13 protein-coding genes are annotated in these 15,946 nt (G+C 40.6%); 8 read left to right on the forward strand and 5 right to left on the reverse strand.

Translation table 11 applies throughout. From position 1 onward, the window contains the following. The first annotated feature begins 181 nt into the window (after nt 1-181). Entirely contained in the window at nt 182-1,309 is a 1,128-nt protein-coding gene (locus AC504W_RS18820; protein ID WP_494873766.1) for an acyltransferase family protein, read from the forward strand. A gap of 47 nt (nt 1,310-1,356) precedes the next feature. On the opposite strand, the gene AC504W_RS18825 is transcribed toward AC504W_RS18820, so the two are convergent. The 3 genes from AC504W_RS18825 to AC504W_RS18835 all read right to left on the reverse strand — a co-directional run bounded on the left by AC504W_RS18825 (nt 1,357) and on the right by AC504W_RS18835 (nt 3,879). Beyond that, nucleotides 1,357-1,938: a Uma2 family endonuclease gene (locus AC504W_RS18825; protein ID WP_494873767.1), complete on the reverse strand. Its 582-nt coding sequence runs from the start codon at nt 1,936-1,938 to the stop codon at nt 1,357-1,359. Nucleotides 1,939-2,049: 111 nt separating this feature from the next. Further along, entirely contained in the window at nt 2,050-3,078 is a 1,029-nt protein-coding gene (gene obgE, locus AC504W_RS18830; protein WP_494873768.1) for a GTPase ObgE, read from the reverse strand. A 129-nt stretch (nt 3,079-3,207) separates the two neighbouring features. Next, nucleotides 3,208-3,879 carry a Mo-dependent nitrogenase C-terminal domain-containing protein gene (locus AC504W_RS18835; protein ID WP_494873769.1) on the reverse strand — a complete coding sequence of 224 codons (672 nt, stop codon included), beginning with the start codon at nt 3,877-3,879 and terminating at the stop codon, nt 3,208-3,210. 204 nt (nt 3,880-4,083) lie between these two features. On the opposite strand from AC504W_RS18835, the gene AC504W_RS18840 reads away from it, so the two are divergent. Then, nucleotides 4,084-5,178 carry a glutamate--cysteine ligase gene (locus AC504W_RS18840; protein WP_494873770.1) on the forward strand — a complete coding sequence of 365 codons (1,095 nt, stop codon included), beginning with the start codon at nt 4,084-4,086 and terminating at the stop codon, nt 5,176-5,178. Between the two features lie 56 nt (nt 5,179-5,234). On the opposite strand, the gene AC504W_RS18845 is transcribed toward AC504W_RS18840, so the two are convergent. Beyond that, nucleotides 5,235-6,068 (reverse strand): D-alanyl-D-alanine carboxypeptidase family protein, encoded by an 834-nt coding sequence (locus AC504W_RS18845; RefSeq protein WP_494873771.1) that lies wholly within the window; start codon nt 6,066-6,068, stop codon nt 5,235-5,237. A gap of 419 nt (nt 6,069-6,487) precedes the next feature. Between AC504W_RS18845 and mnmG the strand changes: the two genes are divergently transcribed. Continuing rightward, nucleotides 6,488-8,410 (forward strand): tRNA uridine-5-carboxymethylaminomethyl(34) synthesis enzyme MnmG, encoded by a 1,923-nt coding sequence (mnmG, locus tag AC504W_RS18850; protein ID WP_494873772.1) that lies wholly within the window; start codon nt 6,488-6,490, stop codon nt 8,408-8,410. A 225-nt stretch (nt 8,411-8,635) separates the two neighbouring features. Then, the gene (locus AC504W_RS18855) at nt 8,636-9,994 is read left to right on the forward strand and encodes a hypothetical protein (protein ID WP_494873774.1); all 1,359 of its coding nucleotides are present in this window, start codon (nt 8,636-8,638) and stop codon (nt 9,992-9,994) included. 392 nt (nt 9,995-10,386) lie between these two features. On the opposite strand, the gene AC504W_RS18860 is transcribed toward AC504W_RS18855, so the two are convergent. Continuing rightward, nucleotides 10,387-11,073, reverse strand: a complete 687-nt coding sequence (locus AC504W_RS18860; protein ID WP_494873775.1) for a hypothetical protein — start codon at nt 11,071-11,073, stop codon at nt 10,387-10,389. 389 nt (nt 11,074-11,462) lie between these two features. Between AC504W_RS18860 and AC504W_RS18865 the strand changes: the two genes are divergently transcribed. The 4 genes from AC504W_RS18865 to devC all read left to right on the forward strand — a co-directional run bounded on the left by AC504W_RS18865 (nt 11,463) and on the right by devC (nt 15,934). Further along, nucleotides 11,463-12,443: an aldo/keto reductase gene (locus tag AC504W_RS18865; RefSeq protein WP_494873776.1), complete on the forward strand. Its 981-nt coding sequence runs from the start codon at nt 11,463-11,465 to the stop codon at nt 12,441-12,443. A 375-nt stretch (nt 12,444-12,818) separates the two neighbouring features. Continuing rightward, nucleotides 12,819-13,409 (forward strand): TetR/AcrR family transcriptional regulator, encoded by a 591-nt coding sequence (locus tag AC504W_RS18870; RefSeq protein ID WP_494873777.1) that lies wholly within the window; start codon nt 12,819-12,821, stop codon nt 13,407-13,409. Nucleotides 13,410-13,433: 24 nt separating this feature from the next. After that, the gene (locus AC504W_RS18875; protein WP_494873778.1) at nt 13,434-14,720 is read left to right on the forward strand and encodes an ABC exporter membrane fusion protein; all 1,287 of its coding nucleotides are present in this window, start codon (nt 13,434-13,436) and stop codon (nt 14,718-14,720) included. A gap of 53 nt (nt 14,721-14,773) precedes the next feature. Beyond that, nucleotides 14,774-15,934 carry an ABC transporter permease DevC gene (devC, locus tag AC504W_RS18880; RefSeq protein WP_494873779.1) on the forward strand — a complete coding sequence of 387 codons (1,161 nt, stop codon included), beginning with the start codon at nt 14,774-14,776 and terminating at the stop codon, nt 15,932-15,934. Nucleotides 15,935-15,946: the final 12 nt, after the last annotated feature.

Raw genomic sequence — 15,946 nt, forward strand, 5'->3', positions numbered from 1 at the left:
TCAAGATTGTAGCCATAAAGTGAACTGGTGTATATTTATGCGAAAAAGCACTTAAGTGAGGAAAATCCTTAAGTGCTGTTTTGTGACATAGCAAAGTATTGAGTAAATATTGTCAAGTCTTCATTGCCACTGAAGTATCATAACAAGCAACCGTTTAGACTCTGAACACAACATTCCATCTATGCGCCTGACCTCACTGGATGTTTTTCGTGGCATCACCATTGCTGGTATGATTCTTGTCAACATGGCAGGAGTAGCTGATGATGTTTACCCTCCCCTGGCTCATGCTGACTGGCATGGTTGCACACCAACGGATTTAGTATTTCCTTTCTTTTTATTTATTGTTGGTGTCGCAATGACATTTTCTTTGTCAAAATACACCGCAGAAAATAAACCTACTGCTGCTGTTTATTGGCGAATAGTTCGCCGTGCAGCAATTTTATTTGCTTTAGGTTTATTATTAAATGGCTTTTGGAACAAAGGCGTTGGGACTTTTGATTTCAGCAGCATCCGCATTATGGGAGTGTTACAGCGTATCAGCCTCACTTATCTGTTAGCTTCCTTGGCAGTTCTCAAGCTCCCACGCAAAGGACAATGGATACTAGCCGCCGTCTTACTCATCGGCTATTGGCTAACAATGATGTATGTAACAGTTCCTGAATATGGTGCTGGTGCGCTGACACGGGAAGGTAATTTTGGCGCATATATTGACCGCCTAATTATACCGCAAGCACATCTGTATGCTGGTGATGGGTTCAAAAACATGGGAGATCCAGAGGGACTTTTCAGCACTATATCTGCTGTTGTTAGTGTTCTTGCTGGCTACTTCACAGGGCAATGGATACGTAAACAGCCAGTGCAAACACGGACAAGTGTAGGGTTAGCCTTATTTGGTATTGGCTGCTTAATTATTGGTTGGGCGTGGGGTTGGGTGTTCCCCATTAACAAAAAACTGTGGACGAGTTCTTACGTTATTTTTACCAGTGGTTGGGCATTACTATTACTAGCTGCTTGTTACGAACTGATAGAAGTGCGATTAATCAAACGCTGGAGTAAACCATTTGAAATTATGGGCTTAAATGCGATCGCTCTTTTCGTCGCATCTGTATTATTAATTAAAATCCTAGCCAAAACCAAAATCGGTACAGGCGAAACCGCCCCCAGTACCTACAACTGGATTTATCAAAACATCTTCGCATCTTGGGCAGGAACTTTCAACGGTTCATTACTATTCGCCCTTGTTACTGTCTTGCTATGGTGGGCTGTTGCCGTTCTGATGTATCGCCAACGCTGGTTTCTCAAAGTCTAACCTTTATCTCTCTGCGCCTCCGCGTCTCTGCGTGAGGCCAATTGCTCCTACTCCTCCACACTGAAATCCACCTTATCGTAAATATCCCCCAGCAAAACCTGACAAGGAACAGCCGCTAAACTTAATAACACATCTGCATCGTCATACTCAGAAAATAGCCACTTATTATTCTCAGTTTTGCAATACTGCTCAACGTGCATTTTAGACTGGTCAATCAGAATATATTCTTGAAAGCTGGGAATTGTGCGATAAGCAGCAAACTTTTCATCGCGATCATAACTTTTAGTAGATTTTGACAACACCTCAGCAATAAATACTGGGTTAATTAGAGTGTCTCGTCTTCCTTCTTGAAATTCCAAAGGAGTTTTCACCACCATCACATCAGGGTAAGTGAGAATTCGCGTGCTAGGTATCCATAGACGCTGGTCTGTAACAAAGGCTCGATAAGGCTGACGCTTAAGAGCAAAGTTTATCACAGTATATAAATTACCAGCTATTTGGTTGTGATCTGGTGTTCCGCCTGCCATTTGAATTATTTGCCCATCAATATATTCATGTTTTTCCTCAGAATTCACCTCTAGTTCAAGGTATTCTTCAGGCGAATAATAGCGTTGTTCTTGTAACTGCATAACTATTAGACTTTTAACACAAGCCCAAATAATGAATCATTAACCGCAGATAGAGGCAGATAGACACAGATAATTTATCTGGGAATATCTGTAGTTTTATTTTAAATTAACTCAACTCAAAACCTGCTCTATTTCAACAGCATTCATTTGGTCAAGAATATTCCAAACTGACTGTAACAATGGCTCTAAACCATTACGCGTTACCGCAGAAATTAAGAAAACCGGAGCATACGCAAGATGATTTAATTGAGTAGCTAATGCTTCTAAATCAACTTCTTCTCTATCAACTGCGTCAATTTTATTCAGTGCTAAAATTTGCGGGCGATTTGCTAACCCTCGTCCATAAGCTTGCAATTCTTGTTGAATCGTATTGTAATCTCTGATGACATCATCACTAGTCGCATCAATCAAGTGTAATAGCACTCTTGTGCGTTCAATATGACGTAAAAAATCATGTCCCAAGCCTGCACCGTCGGCTGCGCCTTCAATTAATCCGGGAATGTCGGCAAAAACTGTACCATCACCAGTAGGTTTACGGACTACACCTAAATTTGGCACAAGGGTAGTGAAAGGATAATCGGCAATTTTTGGGCGTGCTGCTGATAAAGATGAAATCAATGTAGATTTACCAGCATTGGGTAAACCAATAATTCCCACTTCTGCTAATAGTTTTAACTCCAAACGAAGCATTTTTCTTTCCCCTTCTAAACCAGGGAGGGCGTATTCTGGGGCGCGGTTGCGGTTACTTAAAAAATATTGATTTCCTAGTCCACCTTTACCACCTTTAGCAATTACCAGGGTTTGTTCAGGTTCAATTAAATCGCCGATAATTTCATCAGTTTCGGCATCATAAATCGCTGTACCGCAGGGAACTTCGATGATTAAGTCTTTGCCAGATGCACCAGTGCAGTTATTCGGGCCGCCTCGACCACCATTTTCTGCCTTAAAAAGATGGTTATATTTAAAGTCCAATAGGGTTTGCAGGCTTTCTACAGCCTTGAAAATAACTGAACCACCCCGTCCGCCATTTCCGCCAGAGGGGCCACCAGCTGGTACATACTTTTCTCTGCGGAAGGCGACAATACCATCGCCACCTTTACCTGCTTCAACTTGAATTTCTACTTGATCAATGAATTTCATATTCTCAAAGCGCTGAGGAGTGAGTTTTAAATTATAAGTTTTTTAATCAATGCTTTATCTTTATTCTCTACTTTTAACTCATTCCTCAACACTCAGCACGCTGCTCAACTTCCGCTACCCTAACAACACTCAAATATAGGGCGTGACATCCTCGCCGCAATCATCTGCCAAATAGGAGAGGGCGCGAAAACGTAAACCGACAAGTTGCTCATAAAGTGGATTAATTTTACACAAAGGTGGTATGTGAACAATTTTGCGTCCAAATAGAGTCACATCTCGTTCAAAGGGACACTGAGAAGGAATCATTTTACATAAGAACCGGGCAACTCTGGGGTCTTGTACATCTAACCCATCTAACCAGTCGCGCAGAGAGTTGAGTGGTAAATGTGGTGGTACTTGAGATAGACCTGGTGCAGAAACTAGCTGGTCTTGTACCTCTAGGGTATGACGCAGGGCTTCGATAATTTCTTCTGGTTGTTCTAAAGCTTGGCAAAATTGGTGGAGAACTTGATCTTCGCTAGAAGAATATGTACCATCAGCGATCGCTACCATCACAGCTGTACGTAAAAAATTTTCGGCTGCTGGTGTACCTTTACCTAAAACTGCGGCTAAGTCTTCTGGGGTAATGACTTCTAAAGACTCCCATTTCAGGCTAGGTGCTAATTCTTCTTTAGTGAAACTGGCAATAAATTGCTGTTCATGGTCATCAAAGTTACCATCTGCCCAAGCAATTGTTAGCAGTCCACGTAACCAAGCGGCAATTTGTTCGCTACTGTATGGGGATTTCACAACACTAGTCATACACTTGTGCCTCAAACATCTCTCGGTGAATACTAGGCTACCCTTGAAGGTAACTGATTGTGCCTTTAACTAACAGGCTTTTAAGATTTGCTATTTTCCTAACTACAAGTTATGAGCGATCGCTTCCCGATCACGCTGCAAGTTAAAATACTTTTAAAAAATATTGAGAATTTTTTCTAATTAAACTTTTTCCAGGTACAAGCTATGTTTTATTTTGGCATTGAACATGAAGTTGCATTTTTGAACCAAGAAGGAAAGTTTGCAGATTTTACCCACACTAAATTTGCAGATTTTGCTCAAATTGTAGAAAAATTGCCTATTTATCCCAACGACTATCCTCAACTGCGTGTAGGTGATGCTGGGATTAAAAAGAAAAGATGGTATATTGAAGGGTTTGAAAGATTTGCTGACTCTGAGCAACCAATTGATTGTTCAGCTAAAGGTATCGAAATTAGAACAACCATACATACTAATATTCAAGATGCAGTTAATGAATTATCACAAAGTTTTCATTTACTGCGGGAAGTAGCAAAGAGTTTTGGATACATCCCAGTTTTAGCGAGTTATAACCCCTATAAAACTGTTTTTGAACCGCAACCTCCATTAAACGATTTTGAAATCAAACAACTACAAGCTTATCCTGATGAACAAACAGCTAATATTTATATGGTTAGCTACGGGCCAGATTTGAATATATCTGTAGCAAATATGTCTACTGACCGTTTAATTGATATTGGCAAAAAGTTAACTTATTACAGTCCCTACATTGTCCCGTTTACTTATAGCTCTCCTTTTTACAATGGGAGTTTATGGGAAGGACTTTCTGTGAGAACTTTTATCAGAACAGGTAAACGTTCAGCGACTTTAGTTTTTGTCGAGAAGTCAGAAGAATTAATTACAAGTATCCCTTCATTAACCAAAGTCGCCCGCATTCCCGCAGAAATCGGACGCATTGAATTTAAAGCTTTTGATAGTTGCGATGATTTTAATATTTATGCGGCATTATTAGCATTATTAAAAGGTTTGATATTAGATGAAACTTTACAAGGTAGAGTTACTACACCCGATGCAGCTTTACACCAGATTTCTGCTAAAGAAGGCTTTGATAACGAAGATATTTTTGCTAATGCTAAAAAAGTTTTACAAGCTGCTGAATTCGCTCTCCATAATGACTCAGATGCTCAATTACTAACACCATTAAAAATTATGCTAGAGCAGCGTAAAAGCAAATCACATCAATTAATTGAAATGTTTCACCAGTTAGGTTCAATAGAAGCAGTATTACGACAAACTTATTGATATTAAGTGAAAATCGCGCTTGCTCAGTTCCCCGACTTCTCCCATAAGTTGGAGATTTATGACAAAGGTGTGAGCCAATAAGTAATTCCTTGAATCACTTGATTTTTAAAACCTAATGTAGGTAAATCTTCTGCTGATACACCAAGATAAGTCCAGTGTGGTACATCTTTGACCACGGTTTGAAACCAACCATGTTGATTCAGAATTTGTCTTTGTTTTGGATTAGAGACACCTAAATCAATCGCTAATCCCCAAAGATGCTGCGATGTTCCTGGTGGTGCGACTAAACCAAGGATGGCGGTTTCTTTACCTTGTTTGACTTTTTCTAAAGTTTTATTATTAGCATATTTATGCCAAAACCTTAAATTTGTGGCAAAGCTACGCATACAATCACTAGCGCCATAACCTGATTTTAAGGGAATATTAAATTGTAATCTGGCTTTATTTAAAGCATCTGCTGCTGATTTTTGCAAATAACATTCATTTGTGCCAACAACTTTTTCTAATGTCAGTTGCGATTGGAATGCTTGCGTATCTTCTTCATTATCAAAAATCAATTTTGGCGGCAATTTCACATCATTCGCTGGATTAATAAATGCAGCACCATAAGAACGTAATAAAGTATATTCAAACGTTCCAGGTACAGGCATTACTTTTAACTTCGGCATAATTCCTGCAACAAAACGCTCTTCCTCAGTTACGGGCTGGCTAGGAATACTTGGTTCTTGGGCATTAGCAGTACAGCCAGTCACTGCGGCAACCAAGCATTGACTTGTTGATGAAGAATTTGTGGCAATTTGAGAACGTTGAATACTATTACTAGCTACCAATGACAAACAAATAAAAATAGCAATAAAGATAAATTTCGCTTTTTTAATTAGATATTTCATGAAATTCTGAAAATTATAAATATATTTTCTGCTTATGATATGTGTAAATACTAGAAAATTAGTCACATTTGAGACATTCAGGCTGAAATAAACTAAATTTGTTTATCTCAACTTAGTTAATAATTATAATTTCTAAATTTTAGAAATTCACTAATACTAGATGACTAGTTCTTTTGATAGCTTTTTTATTAACAAGGCGCATCCTTGAAAGCACTGGATCAGCTAAAATATCAATGACCATACTGAATTTTAGATTTTGGGTTTTGGATTTTGGATTAGTTTTGCGGTAAAATGTCTGTCCCGTCTGGATAGAATCAACCTAAAATCCCCAAGATGCTTACCTGTATAGGCGCAGTCAATCCAAAATTGCAAATCTAAAATCCAAAATTTTTTTGCTTTTAGCTATCTGTTGTATAAGTATGACCATGCACAATTCCATTGAATTCCAAGACGCTTATGATGTCATTGTCGTCGGTGCAGGTCACTCCGGTTGCGAAGCCGCTTTGGCCGCTGCTCGTCTTGGTTGTCAGACTCTGCTATTGACCCTAAATTTAGATAAAATTGCTTGGCAACCTTGTAACCCAGCGGTGGGTGGCCCGGCTAAATCTCAGTTAACCCATGAGATAGATGCACTTGGCGGGGAAATTGGGAAAGTGGCAGACCGCACATACTTGCAAAAGCGTATCCTCAACTCTTCACGGGGGCCTGCGGTATGGGCATTACGCGCCCAAACAGACAAGCGCGAATATGCTGCTGTGATGAAAGCTATTGTCGAAAATCAAGAGAATTTGACTATCCGTGAAGGGATGGTGACAGATTTAGTTTTGGGTGCTAACGATGAAGTCGTTGGTGTGGAAACTTATTTTGGCGTGGCATTTGAATGTAAAACAGTAATTTTGACGACTGGGACTTTTTTAGGTGGCAAGATTTGGGTGGGTAACAAATCAATGGCGGCGGGACGCGCGGGAGAATTTGCCGCTGAGGGTTTGACAGAAACTTTAAATCGTTTGGGTTTTGAAACTGGAAGGCTGAAAACTGGAACACCTGCACGGGTAGATAAGCGATCGGTGGACTACAGTAAAATGGAAATCCAGCCGGGAGATGCGGAAGTTCGCTGGTTTAGTTTTGACCCCCAGGCGTGGGTAGAACGGGAACAAATGCCTTGTTATATGACCCGTACCACAGATGAAACCCATCGTTTAATCAGAGAAAATTTACATTTATCCCCTGTTTATGGTGGTTGGGTAGAAGCGAAAGGCCCTCGTTACTGCCCCAGCATTGAAGATAAGATTGTGCGGTTTGTGGATAAGGAAAGCCACCAAATTTTTATTGAACCAGAAGGACGAGATATTCCCGAATTATATATTCAAGGTTTTTCCACTGGGTTGCCCGAAAATCTGCAATTACTTATGCTGCGGAGTCTCCCTGGTTTGGAAAATTGTGTGATGCTGCGTCCGGCTTACGCTGTAGAGTACGATTATTTACCTGCGACCCAGTGTTATCCCACAATGATGACGAAGAAGATTGCTGGGTTATTTTGTGCAGGTCAAATTAACGGGACAACAGGCTATGAGGAAGCAGCAGCACAAGGAATTGTGGCGGGAATTAACGCGGCGCGGTTTGTGCATGGTCAGGAAATGATTGTGTTTCCGCGTGAGCAAAGTTACATCGGTACGCTGATGGATGACTTGTGTACGAAAGACTTGCGCGAACCTTACCGGATGCTTACTAGTCGGTCTGAGTATCGCTTACTGTTGCGTTCTGATAATGCTGACCAACGCTTAACACCTTTGGGTAGAGAAATTGGCTTAATTGACGATCGCCGTTGGGAATTATTCACCAACAAACAAGCCCAAATTACTGCGGAGAAAGAACGGTTATACGCCACCCGCATCAAAGAACATGAGGAAATTGGCCAAGCGATCGCAACTAATACTCAACAAGCAATTAAAGGTTCTATTACTCTCGCTGACTTACTGCGGCGACCAGGATTTCATTATGTTGACCTAGATAGATATGGCTTAAGCAACCCCAACCTTACCACTGCTGAGAGAGAAGGCGCAGAAATTGACATCAAATATTCTGGCTATCTCGCTAGACAACAAAACCAAATTGAGCAAACCGCCCGTCAAGCGCACCGCCAGCTACCTGCGGATTTAGATTATGCCAAAATTGATACCCTTTCTAAAGAAGCACGGGAAAAATTAAATCAGGTAAAACCACTGACTATCGGCCAAGCTACCCGTATAGGGGGTGTAAATCCTGCGGATATTAACGCACTGTTAATATATTTGGAATTGCGTAAAACAAAGCACCAGAAAGACTTTCCGGCGTTAACGTAACTTAAAGTTTTAACAAACGTGAGTATAGTAGAAGGGAGGAGATTGGTATGATCGATGACACGAATTCAAAACTGGCATCACTAGCCATCTCCAGACTACAGTTGAATTTAATACCACATAAAAATAAACTCGTCAAGTTTAGGCTGGCAGTTTGATATCTTTGCAAAACCCTGATTTCCAGGTGTTAAGAGCATTACTTAATCCTGGCAAATAAAACCCAAAATCATGCCTATGTTACAAGAATTCAACACCCATCTCATCTTTCCGGAGCCATCAGAAGAATTAATTACCAACGAGCCTTGGTCAATAGACATTTACGCTGATGGCTTGATGGATGATCTGTTTGCCGATATTGACGATATTTTAGATGGCAGTGGCAGTTTGTCTTCCCATACTGTCAGGTATGGTGGTCGCATACCACAGCGTTCTAGAGAAGAAACATCTGTAAACGATTGGTATTACTCAGATTATGAGCCTCTGCAAACACTGAATATACCGCAGATTGTCTTACCAAATACGCTTAACCGCACAGTCCAAAGCGTTCCTCAAGTTAGAAACCAGCACCCCAGTACAGTTGTAGTTGATACGCCAGCAACGACTTCCGGGATCAGAAGACCTAAAAAAATCAGACTTGCTTTTCGCAAACTGGTAATTTTAGGAACAGCTGTTGGGATAGCGATCGCTGGTACGATTTACTTACTCCGCGCTGAATTTCTCTCTGTTCTGACTGGCAAATATACCCAGCAAAACATCTTAGTGTCAGGATCGCAATTACCTACACGCGCAGATGTTGAGGCGGATTTAGCTGATTATCTCCTAGGTTCTTTAGCCATCATCGATCAGCAAAACCAAACCTCTTTCCGTAGCGGAATCAGCAACAGGATAACTTCTAGTCCTACATCCGTTGCATCTGTTAGTAGTTTACCAATCGGTAATTTGCCATCTCCCCTAACTTCTAACAACACAGCACCTACACCTAACCGTTCTGCAAGCAACGTTGTTGAACGCATCTATATTCCTGTTTATCAAGCGCCGTCACCTATGCGCTACGGGCTACCAAGGCTTCCGGGAACTCCCATCGCTTTACCGCCCATAGCCAATGCTAGACAAACAACCCAACCTAATGCTGTCAAAACAGCCTTAAATACTGTTAAGCAACCAGGTAAGCCTGTCAGTGTCAATATGTTGGCGGCTGCTGTGCGGACAGATCTCAAACCTGTGGCTGTCCGTACTACACCAATTACAGTGCGCCAATCAGCAAGTCCAATTCCGTCCCTACCAGTTGCACCACTACGGGCTGCACAACCTTCAGTGGCTAGTGTAGCTGCTGCGTCACCAAAAACTACTCAACAAGTATACTTGGCATCCAGCGCTCAAGCTGCTCCCAGTCATACTTTAGAAGGTGTATTGGAGTTAGGTAATAAATCTGCGGCTTTATTTCAAGTTGACGGTGTGACTCGCCGCATCAATATCGGAGAAAGTATTGGTACTAGTGGCTGGACATTAGTAGAGGTCAATAACGGAGAAGCGATTATCCGTCGTAACGGTGAAGTTCGCTCTATTTATACAGGGCAGAAATTGTAGTTAGCGATCGCTTTGGCTGATAAAGGCAAACTCGTTGGCTAAAAATATAACAATTAAAAGCTGACTAAAATGCTCATAGATATCAAGAGTAGATTAACTTTATGTTCTACTCTAATTTAGTCATGGTAACAAAACGCTATGCTTTACTTAGCGCAAATTAACCCAAGAGCCTGCTTATGCAGGTTTTTTATTTTGTGTAATCCTGCTTAGATAGTATAACATACTTTTTTTGCTTATCCAGTAATATTACCGTAATATATTTTTATATAGAGAAGAGTCGCACCCCTAGTATTTACGGTAATATTCCAGAACTTTTGACCCTCCGAATTTTGAATTATTATTTTGCTTTTGTGGAGGTAGTCAATCTAAAATTGTTTGACTGTCTATCAACTTTAAAAAAGTGAACTATTACCTTTGCGACGAATATGGCCTTTAATTCGTAAAGCAGTTCCAATTACAGCCATACCAATGAAGGTGATACTGGCTTTTGGTTCGGGAACTGGCTGAGAAGTTTGCAAATTAAAGTTCAATTTAGCCAAACCTTGAGAAGGCGTTCCCGGTGGATTCAGCCTGTCTTCCTCAGTAAAAGTTATAGTACCTGTAGCATTCTTGAATAAGCCTTTACCACCAGAAATAGTTATAGTACCACCACCCCTGATAGTACCTTCCGCAAAGTTAATTTCCGCGCTGTCACTGGCTGTTCCAAATAATTCATTAGTACCGCCATAATACCTATCAGCAAGTATTGGTTCTTCATCTAAACCAAATACCCTAGGATCAGAATTAAAGGTATATCGGTTGATTGCTGGGTTTTCAATAGGATTAAGCTTACCGTAGGTATTGCTAATAAAAAAATTTAACCCATAAGGAACAGGTTCTACACTTTCACCTGTAATGGTTGCTCTCACAATACCTAAATCTGGTCTAAAGCTGGGATCTATAGTAACTGAAGTAGTGTAATCTGCACTAAATGTATAAGAATTAGATAAACTCTGTGCTTTTACACTTTGTAAGTTAGATCCTAAACTAACTATAGTTAAAGCCACAGGCAGTAGCCAGTTGATTTTTGCCTCAAACATAATTGTTTTTTAAATTAGGTAAGCTACTAGAAGAAAGATTGACTAATTGAGTAGTTCAAGTCCCTTCAAATAGGAAATGCAGGTTGCAAAAACTATTACAAATCATCTTAGATTTAGTGTCTCATGATTGCAATATTTATTATTTGCAATTGAATGAATTATTTTTAGATCATTTCGATAAATTAGATAATATAGCAATCTATCGTGAGTACTGAAAATACTTGTGTAGAGAGGAAAAAGCAAATAAGGTAAATAGAAATGTACTGATTTTTTTCAACTATCAAATATGAATCCTATATTGATGGCTAAGTATTTCTTTGGCTAGATGACTGGATGATTAAAATACTGCTAAATAGCGGTGTTTTGTTCAATCAGAAGGATATGTTTTTGTGAAAACGAGAAAACTCGGCAAGCAAGGATTGGCAGTATCTGAACTCGGACTTGGTTGTATGGGTATGTCTGAATTTTATAGTGGTCGTGATGAACAAGAAGCGATCGCCACTATTCATCGAGCCTTAGAACTTGGGTTGAATTTCCTTGATACTGCTGATATGTACGGGCCGTTTACCAATGAAAAGTTAGTCGGCAAAGCCATTAAAGAACACCGAGATCAAGTAGTGTTAGCAACCAAATTTGGTAATGTCCGGACTGAAGATGGCGGTTGGAAAGGTGTTAGTGGTAGACCAGAATATGTGCATCAATGTTGTGATGCTTCTCTGCAACGCTTGGGAGTTGAGGTAATTGATTTATACTATCAACATCGGGTTGACCCTAATGTGCCAATTGAAGACACCGTAGGCGCAATGGCCGAGTTAGTCCAGCAAGGTAAAGTCCGCTATTTAGGACTTTCGGAAGCAGCACCTGCGACAATCCGACGGGCGCAGGTAGTCCATCCAATTAGCGCACTACAAACAGAGTACTCCCTCTGGAGCCGCGACCCAGAAGACGAAATTCTCCCGACTGTCCGGGAACTCGGAATTGGATTTGTGGCTTACAGTCCCCTAGGGCGAGGATTTTTATCAGGCGCAATCACTAGCCCTGATGATTTAGCCGCTGATGACTATCGCAGAAATGCTCCACGCTTTCAAGGTGATAATTTTTACAAAAATCTGCAATTAGTTGACCAAGTAAAAGCGATCGCCACAGAAAAAGGCGTAACACCCAGCCAACTTGCTCTAGCCTGGCTTTTAGCCCAAGGTGAAGATATTGTTCCTATCCCTGGTACAAAACGCCGTGTTTATTTAGAGGAAAATATTGCTGCTGCTGAGATTACTTTGACAACAGAAGATTTAAATCGCCTTGAAGCTGCTGCACCCAAAGGCGTAACCGCAGGGGAACGCTATTCTGATATGAGTACGGTTAACCGTTAAGGAACGCCGCCTAAAAATCATCAGTATGTTGGGTCTCATTCAATGACCTAACATACTATATTTTTATAACCGTTGAATCTTATAAGGCTATTACTTTTGTCTAACTGCACCTTGATTTCTCCTTGACAGGGCTGATATTTAGGAATAAATTAAGAAGTGTATACAAGTATAAATTAAGCAGTGACAGCCAATAGTCTTCTTCAACTCAGCAAGTTGCCTGCATTAATATCTTATTCATAGTTAAACAACACTACATAAAATCGAAAAATGTAACTTTTGTTGGAGTAGTGCTTGTTTTTATAAATGTCTTGCCTAAGCAGATCTTTGCTAGTAGATTATAAATAACGAGCGTTCGATATAAATAAAATTTGCCCCATGCCCAAGATTGTTGACCATGACCAATACCGCAAAGAACTTCTGTGCAAATGCTTTGATTTATTTGCCCAAAAAGGTTATGGCTCCGTTACTATGCGGCAGATTGCTCAAGGAATGGGGGTTTCCACGGGGACTTTGTATCACTACTTTTCTAGTAAAGAAGCGTTATTTGAACAATTAGTAGAAGAGATTTCGCAACAGGATGTAAGTGCAGCTTTAGCGGAATTAGAAGGGAAGGAAACTCTATCAGAAGCAATGGCAGCGTTAGGAAGATATCTAGTAAAAAATGAAGATTATTTTATTAAATGGACATTTGTCTGGGTGGATTTTTGTCAGCACCAAGATGCAAAAAAAATGCGGAATCACAGCAGTGTTTTTCAAGGTGCTAATCAGCGTTATCTGCAAGCTGCTTGTAAGTTTCTGGGAGTTCAAGATAAAGTTTTAGCCTCTTTTGTACTGAGCTTTATTAATGGGTTAATTCTGGAGAAATTATGTGGTAACGAAACAATTGATTTTGTTGAACAATGCGCTTTGCTAGGAAAAATGTTGACTGTTTATTTGCAACAGAACGTTACTAGTTATGTGAATTAGAGATTTCATTTTTTAGAGGGGAATATGGGACAAAATATACTATTGAAACCTGCCAATAAAAAATTACTGGGTTTAATAATTGCAGCTACCGCCATTACTGGTGGAATTGTGGTTTATGGTATTTCCCAGTTTGGGCAAATGGGAAGAACTGCTTCTCAGGAACCGGCTGTCACAACATCAGTACCGAAAGTCACAGCTTTAGGCAGACTAGAACCAGAAGCAGAAGTAATTAGCTTATCTGCACCATTGGTTTTGGATGGCGATCGCGTCCAAGAAATTCGTGTCCAAGAAGGTGATATTGTTCAAGCTGGGCAGATAGTCGCTATTTTAGATTCACGCGATCGCTTAGAAACTGCTGTACTCCAAGCCGAAAAACAAGTGCGCGTGGCTCAAGCTAAACTTGATCAAGTTAAAGCAGGTGCGAAGACTGGCGAAATTTTGGCACAACAAGCCAGCATTGAACGCTTACAAGCTCAATCTGTAGGAGATTCAATTGGACAAAGAGAAGCGATCGCCCGCATCGAAGCCCAATGGGAAGGTGATAGAATCGCCCAAGCCGCCGCAATTAAAAGGCTAGAAGCAGAATTAAACAACGCTCAAGCCGAATATCAACGTTATCAAACGCTATATACCGAAGGTGCAATTTCTAACTCTGCCTTTGATAGTAAGCGCTTGCTGGTTGAAACAGCAAAACAACAACTAGACGAAGCTAAAGCAGTGTTAGCGCGAATTAACTCCACAGCCAGCAGACAACTAGCGGAAGCTAGAGTTTCCCTAGCGCGAATTAACGCCACTGGTAACAAGCAAGTCAGCGAAGCTAAAGCCACACTCACAAGTATTGCCGAAGTCCGCCCCGTAGATGTGCAAGCCGCCAGAATGGAAGTTGAAAATGCGATCGCTGCACTCAAACGCGCCCAGACCGATTTACAAGCAGCTTATATCAGATCGCCAATGACCGGACAAATACTCAAGATTCATACAAGAGTGGGCGAAAAAATGAGTGATAAGGGTATTGCAGACTTAGCGCAAACCGAACAGATGATTGCAGTCGCCGAAGTTTATCAAACAGATATTGGCAAAGTCAAACTCGGACAATCCGCAATAGTTACTAGCCAAGCATTTAACGGCGAACTGCGCGGTGAAGTTTTCTACGTTGGTTTACAAGTCAACCGTCAAAACGTCTTTAGTAACCAACCCGGAGAAAACTTAGATAGCCGAGTTGTAGAAGTGAAAATTCGCCTCAACCCTGAAGATAGCAAAAAAGTTGCAGGTTTCACTAACTTGCAAGTGCAAGCAGCAATTGAAATTTAAAAAAAGTCTGAAGTGTGAAGTATGAAGCGTCATTCTGGGGACATTGAGCAAATATGAAACTATTCCTCAAAACGCCGTTAGCATGGCGGCAATTATTAAAAGAAAGAACTCGTTTATTAATAGCAGTCGCAGGTATTACCTTTGCCGATATGCTGATATTTATTCAGATGGGATTTGAAGGGGCATTGTTTGATGCGGCTATTAAACCACATCGCAGTTTACAGGCAGATTTGGTATTAATTAATCCCCAATTTCAAACCCTGTTTTCTGTTAAAAGTTTTTCCAGAGAGCGACTGTACCAAACATTAGGTTATGAGGGTGTACAGTCAGTGAATCCGGTTTATATCAGCACTGGACAATGGCGCAACCCCGAAACAAGATTAGAACGTGCCATTTTAGTTTGGGGGATCGACCCAGCAAAATCTGCGTTTAATTTTCCCGAAATTCAACAAAATCTAGACCCCATCAAACAATTAAATCAAGTTCTGTTTGACCAAGCAGGTCGTCCAGAATATGGTGCTGTGGGCGAGATTTTTCAAAAAACAGGTCAGTTTGACACGGAATTGAACAATAAAAATATCCGCGTCAAAGGCGTTTTTAGTAATGGTGCATCTTTTGCGGCGGATGGTAATGTCATTACCAGTGACTCTACTTTTTTACAAATCTTTCCCGAACGGAAACCAGACCGCATTGAGGTTGGGTTAATTACTCTCAAACCAGATGCTGAACCGTTGAAAATACAAGCGCAACTAGCTGCTGGATTACCCAAAGATGTTGTAGTTTTAACCCCAGAAGAATTCGCGCAAATTGAAAAATCCTACTGGTCTAACGGTACAGGGATTGGCTTTATTTTTGGTTTAGGTGTGGGAGTGGGTTTTATTGTTGGGATTGTTATTGTTTACCAAATTCTTTATTCCGACGTTTCTGACCATTTACCCGAATATGCAACGCTCAAAGCAATGGGTTACACCGATCGCTATCTGTTGGTAGTCTTATTTCAAGAAGCATTATTTCTCGCTTTCTTAGGTTTTATTCCGGCGTTTTTCTTTTCTATCGGTTTGTATCAACTCGCCTATACTGCCACTATGTTGCCCATCTTCATGAATTCACAACGGGCAATCACTGTGTTTATTTTAACAGTCATCATGTGTACAGGGTCTGGGGCGATCGCTATGCGTAAACTCAGTTCTGCTGATCCTGCGGATATTTTTTAACCATTAAAATTT

The organism is Nostoc sp. C96 (genome assembly GCF_059384975.1).